The following is a 5096-nucleotide window of genomic DNA, read 5'->3' on the forward strand; positions in this document are numbered from 1 at the left end:
CAGTCGGCGATCCCGATGGAAGCGGTCTGCGAGCCCTACATCCGCCGCCGCGCGCTGCGCCATCTCGAGAAGGGCAGGGTTGTGATCTTCGCCGCCGGCGTCGGCGCCCCGTTCTTCACCACCGACTCGGGCGCGGCCCTGCGCGCCGCCGAAATGGGCTGCGAGGCGCTGTTCAAGGGCACCAGCGTGGACGGCGTCTACACCGCCGATCCCAAGAAGGACCCGAGCGCCCGGCGCTACGAGACGCTGACCTACCACGAGGTGCTGTCGCAGAACCTCAAGGTGATGGACGCCTCGGCCGTCAGCCTCATGCGCGAGAACCACATCCCGATCGTGGTGTTCAACATCCGCGAGCGGGGTAACCTGCTGAAGGTCATCAACGGCGAAGGCGTCTTCACGACCATCGCCTAGGCGTTACATTCGCCACCCAAGAGATCTGAACCACGGAGACGCCGCCATGGCCACGACCGAAAAGCCCGTGCTTTCGAAGTACAAGGACCGCATGGACAAGGCCGTCGCGGCGCTGAAGGACGAGTTCGGCTCGCTGCGCACAGGCCGCGCCTCGGCCAGCCTGCTGGACCAGATCCACGTCGACGCCTACGGCTCGTCGGTGCCGCTGAATCAGGTGGGCGCCATCAGCGTGCCCGAGCCGCGCATGATCACCATCAACGTGTGGGACCGCGGCCTGGTTGTCTCGGTGGAGAAGGCGATCCGCGCGTCGGACCTGGGCCTCAACCCGGTCGTCGACGGCATGACGCTGCGCCTGCCCATCCCGCCGCTGACGGAAGAGCGTCGCAAGGACCTTGCCAAGCTGGCCGGCAAGTATGCGGAGCAGCAGCGCATCGCCGTGCGCAACGTGCGCCGCGACGCGAACGACGACTGCCGCAAGGCGCAGAAGGACGGCGTCATCAGCCAGGACGAGGAGAAGCGGTTTGAGGCGGAGGTGCAGAAGATCACCGACGAAGCCATCAAGCGCGTGGACGAAGCCTTGAAAACCAAAGAACAAGAGATCATGCACGTCTGACGCCCGCGTAAGGATCCGCGTTCCCTCATGGCCGCCGCCGAGAAGCCACCGTCCGCGGACGCCCCAAGGGATGCCCAGGGGGCGCCCGCGCTGCATGTCGCCATCGTGATGGACGGCAACGGTCGCTGGGCCAAGCAGCGCGGCCTGCCGCGCTCGTTGGGCCATCGTGCAGGGGTCGAGGCGCTGAAGCGGACCGTCTCCGCGGCTTCGAAGCTGGGGATCGGCTCGCTCACGGTCTTCGGCTTCTCCACCGAGAACTGGAGCCGGCCGGCCGCCGAGGTCGCCGAGTTGATGGCGCTGCCCAAGCGCTACTTCGAGACCGACCTGGCGCGGCTGCACCGCGAAGGGGTGCGCGTGCGTGTGATCGGTCGCCGCGAGGGCCTGTCGGGAGAACTCCTGAAGCTCATCGACGACGCCCACGCGCGCACGAAGGATAACACCGCCTTCAACCTCAACATCGCCTTCAACTACGGCGGCCAGGCCGACATCGTCGACGCCGCCCGGCGCTTCGCCGAGGACGTCGCCGCCGGTCGCCGCGCGCCGTCGGACCTCGACGAGGCGCTCTTCGCCGGCCTGCTGGCCACCTCGGGCGCGCCGCCGCCGGACCTGATCGTCCGCCCCTCCGGCGAGCAGCGGCTTTCGAACTTCCTCCTCTGGGAAGCGGCCTACGCCGAACTCGTCTTCCAGGATGTCCTCTGGCCGGACTACGGCGAGGAGCACCTGCGGGCGGCGCTGGCCGAATTCGCCGCGCGGGACCGACGCTATGGCGCGATCGTTGCCGATGACGTCCTCGCCGCCGGCTAAGCGGTTCGACTGGTCCAACCTCGGCCTGCGCGTAGCGTCGGCCGTGGTGCTGGTGCCCGCCGTCCTGGCGGCCGTCTGGTTCGGTGGCTGGCCCTACCTCGTGCTGATCGCAATAGGCGTCGCTCTGCTGGCGATCGAGTGGGGCGGCATGACCGCGCCGGGCGCTCCGACCCGCGTGGCCGCCGCCGTGGCCGCGGCGGTGCTGGTCGCCGTCTTCGTGGGCTACCGCGGTGACTTCCCCTGGGCGTGGGGCGCCATCGCCATCGGCGCGGCCGCGGCGGCGATCATCGCCCGCGGCGTGGCCGAGCGGCCGGCGGACGCGGCCTACGGCGTGCTCTACATCGCCCCGGCGGCGCTGTGCCTCGTCTGGCTGCGCTCGACGAACCAGGGCGCCTGGTGGACCGTCATGCTATTCGCCGCGACCTGGGGCGCCGACATCGGGGCCTATGCAGTGGGCAGCACGCTGAAAGGCCCGAAGCTGTGGCCGCGCTTCTCGCCCAACAAGACCTGGTCGGGCTTCATCGGCGGCCTCCTGGCGGCCACCCTGGCCGCCGTGGGCGTGGAGACTCTGCCGGACCTGCTGCAAGGCGTCTGGGCCAACCTGCGGCCCTTCCAGCTCAACATCTGGGCCGCCGCCGTCATCGGCTTCGCCATCGGCCTGGCCACCATGGCCGGCGACCTGTGGGAATCGGCCATCAAGCGCCGGTTCGGCGTCAAGGATTCCGGCGACCTGATCCCGGGCCATGGCGGCTTGCTGGATCGGGTGGATGGGTTGATGTTCGCCGTCGTCGTGATGGCGGCGCTGCGACTCGCCAATCATTGGGGATGGGGACATTGAACCTGCCGCGCAAGGTCAGCGTCCTGGGCTCCACCGGGTCGATTGGGGTCTCCACCCTCGACCTCTTCGAACAGGCGTGCGTCGAGGTCGACGTGGTCGGGCTGACCGCCGGGCGCAACGTCGCGCGCCTTGCCGAACAGGCGCTGCGGTGGCGGCCACAGGTCGCGGTGATCGAGGATGAAGCTCTGCTGCCCGAACTGCGCGAGCGGCTTTCCGGGTCGGGCATCCGGGCCGAAGCCGGTTCGAAATCCATCGTCGACGTCGCCTCGGCCGACGCCCAGTGGGTGATGTCGGCCATCGTCGGCTTCGCCGGTCTGGCGCCCACCCTGGCGGCCGCCAAGTCGGGTGCGGTCATTGCGCTGGCGAACAAGGAGAGCCTCGTCTGTGCGGGGCCCTCGCTGCTGCGCACCGCCAAGCTGGCGGGCGGCGCGGTCGTGCCCGTGGACTCCGAACATTCCGCCATCTTCCAGGTGCTGGACCCGATGGCCGCCGCGCACGTCTCGCGCCTGATCCTCACCTCGTCGGGAGGGCCGTTCCGCAACGCGACGCGCGAGGAGATGGCCGCCGCCACGCTGGAGCAGGCGCTGGCCCACCCGAATTTCTCCATGGGCGCCAAGATTTCGATCGATTCCGCGACCATGATGAACAAGGGCCTCGAGGTGATCGAGGCCGCCTACCTTTTCTCCATGCCGCCGGAGCGGATCGAAGTCCTGGTCCACCCGCAGCAGATCATCCACAGCTTGGTCGAGTATGCCGACGGCTCGACCCTGGCCCAGCTTGGCCCGCCCGACATGCGGCCGCCGATCGCGTGCGCGTTCGCGTGGCCGGACCGGCTGCCCTGGCCCGCGCCAAAGCTCGACCTGGTGACGGCAGGCCCGCTCACCTTCCAGCATCCCGACCCGCAGAAATTCCCGGCCCTCTCCATCGCGAAACAAGCCCTGGCGACCGGCGGCCAGGCGCCGGCGGCGATGAATGCGGCGAACGAGCGCGCGGTCTCGGCCTTCCTTGACCGGCGCATCCGGTTTCTGGATATCCCCAATGTGGTCGCCGAGACCCTCGAGCGGATGGACCACGGCCGCAGCTTCTCGACGGCGAATGATGCCGTTGAGAGCGCGCGAGAGACCGACGCCGCGGCCCGGCGCATGGCGGACGAGGTCGTCACCGGCCTCTGCGCCGCCTGATGGAGTAGACGCTCCCGATGCAGCTACTGCAAACCTTCGTCCTGACGACCATCTCCTTCCTGCTGGTGCTGGGACTTGTGGTCACCGTCCACGAACTGGGCCACTTCCTGGCGGCGAAGGCGGTCGGCACGAAGATCGACCGCTTCTCCATCGGCTTCGGTCGGGCGTTGGGGTCGTGGACAGACCGTTCCGGTGTGGAATGGCGCCTCGGCTGGCTGCCGGTCGGCGGATATGTCCGTTTCGCCGGGGACGAAAACGCCGCCAGCATCCCCGACGCGGAAGACCTGAAGGCCATGCGCCGCAAGCTGGTGGCCGAGGGCAGGGCGGACGAGATTCCCCGCTACTTCCACTTCAAGCCGATCTGGCAGCGCGCCATCATCGTGGCGGCGGGTCCGTTCGCGAACTTCCTGCTCGCCATCGCCATCTTCGCCGCGCTCCTGATGAGCCTTGGCGATCTGGTGCTGCCGTTCCGCGTGGCCTCGATCAACGCCGGCAGTCCGGCGGCCGTGGCCGGATTCAAGGTGGGCGACAAGGTCGTGGCCGTGAACGGGCGCGATATGCAGAGCTTCAGCGACGTGCTGCAGGTCATCCGCATCCGCGGCGGTGTTCCGACGACCTTCACCGTCGAGCGCGGCGGCGGCCGGGTGGACCTCACCGCGACGCCGGAGTGGCAGGTCCAGAAAGATCCCGTGGCCGGCGAACAGCGCGTCGGCGTCCTGGGTATCCGTCCGGCCCAGGAGCCCGGCGACTACGTTCGCGTCCGTTACGGGCCGGTCGAGGCCGTGGGGCAGGGCGCCAAGCGCACCTGGGGCGTCCTCGAATCGACCGTCTACTATCTCGGCCGGATGCTGACCGGCCAGGTCAGCGCCGACCAGTTGCGCGGCCCCCTCGGCATCGCCGCCGTGACCAAGAACGTGACCAAGCTCGGCGTGGAAGGCGCGCCCGACCTGCCGTCGATGCTGGCGGGCGCCGGGCTCAACCTGCTGCAGCTCGCCGCCCTCATCTCGGTGAGCATCGGCTTCATGAACCTGCTGCCCGTGCCGGTGCTCGATGGCGGCCATCTGATGTTCTACGCGTACGAGGCGGTCGCGCGGCGCCCTCTTGCCGCCAAGGTTCAGGCTACAGGGTACCGCGTAGGCCTTGCGCTCGTCCTCGGTTTGATGTTGTTCGCCACTTGGAACGATTTGCAGCGCCTGCGTGTGTTCAATCTGTTCGGCGGCCTATTCTCCTAGGCCCGTTCGTCCCTCAA

The 5096-nt window shown here is 68.8% G+C and carries 6 protein-coding genes; all 6 read left to right on the forward strand.

Annotated features, from left to right (window positions below):
* A partial coding sequence (locus Q0L11_RS13490; protein ID WP_296597896.1) for a uridine monophosphate kinase occupies positions 1–411 on the forward strand: 411 nt, incomplete at its 5' end.
* A gap of 46 nt (positions 412–457) precedes the next feature.
* Positions 458–1024, forward strand: a complete 567-nt coding sequence (gene frr / locus Q0L11_RS13495; RefSeq protein ID WP_296597898.1) for a ribosome recycling factor — start codon at positions 458–460, stop codon at positions 1022–1024.
* Positions 1025–1051: 27 nt separating this feature from the next.
* Complete coding sequence (gene uppS / locus Q0L11_RS13500) at positions 1052–1828, forward strand: polyprenyl diphosphate synthase (protein WP_296597900.1); 777 nt, start codon at positions 1052–1054, stop codon at positions 1826–1828.
* Positions 1788–2666, forward strand: coding sequence for a phosphatidate cytidylyltransferase (locus Q0L11_RS13505; protein ID WP_296597901.1), 879 nt, complete (start codon positions 1788–1790; stop codon positions 2664–2666). Before uppS ends, Q0L11_RS13505 begins: the two co-directional genes overlap by 41 nt.
* Positions 2654–3847, forward strand: a complete 1194-nt coding sequence (gene dxr / locus Q0L11_RS13510) for a 1-deoxy-D-xylulose-5-phosphate reductoisomerase (protein ID WP_296597903.1) — start codon at positions 2654–2656, stop codon at positions 3845–3847. The genes Q0L11_RS13505 and dxr overlap by 13 nt, the downstream gene beginning before the upstream one ends.
* Before the next feature lie 17 nt (positions 3848–3864).
* The gene (gene rseP / locus Q0L11_RS13515) at positions 3865–5079 is read left to right on the forward strand and encodes an RIP metalloprotease RseP (RefSeq protein WP_296597904.1); all 1215 of its coding nucleotides are present in this window, start codon (positions 3865–3867) and stop codon (positions 5077–5079) included.
* The last annotated feature ends 17 nt before the right edge of the window (positions 5080–5096 follow it).

The sequence above is a fragment of the Phenylobacterium sp. genome, assembly GCF_024508875.1.
Lineage (GTDB): Bacteria > Pseudomonadota > Alphaproteobacteria > Caulobacterales > Caulobacteraceae > Phenylobacterium.

Excerpts from the sequence above, each read along its gene's own strand:
- dxr (WP_296597903.1), top strand. The coding sequence starts at position 2,654 with ATGGGGACATTGAACCTGCCGCGCAAGGTCAGCGTCCTGGGCTCCACC.
- rseP (WP_296597904.1), top strand. The coding sequence starts at position 3,865 with ATGCAGCTACTGCAAACCTTCGTCCTGACGACCATCTCCTTCCTGCTG.
- uppS (WP_296597900.1), top strand. The coding sequence starts at position 1,052 with ATGGCCGCCGCCGAGAAGCCACCGTCCGCGGACGCCCCAAGGGATGCC.
- Q0L11_RS13505 (WP_296597901.1), top strand. The coding sequence starts at position 1,788 with ATGGCGCGATCGTTGCCGATGACGTCCTCGCCGCCGGCTAAGCGGTTC.
- frr (WP_296597898.1), top strand. The coding sequence starts at position 458 with ATGGCCACGACCGAAAAGCCCGTGCTTTCGAAGTACAAGGACCGCATG.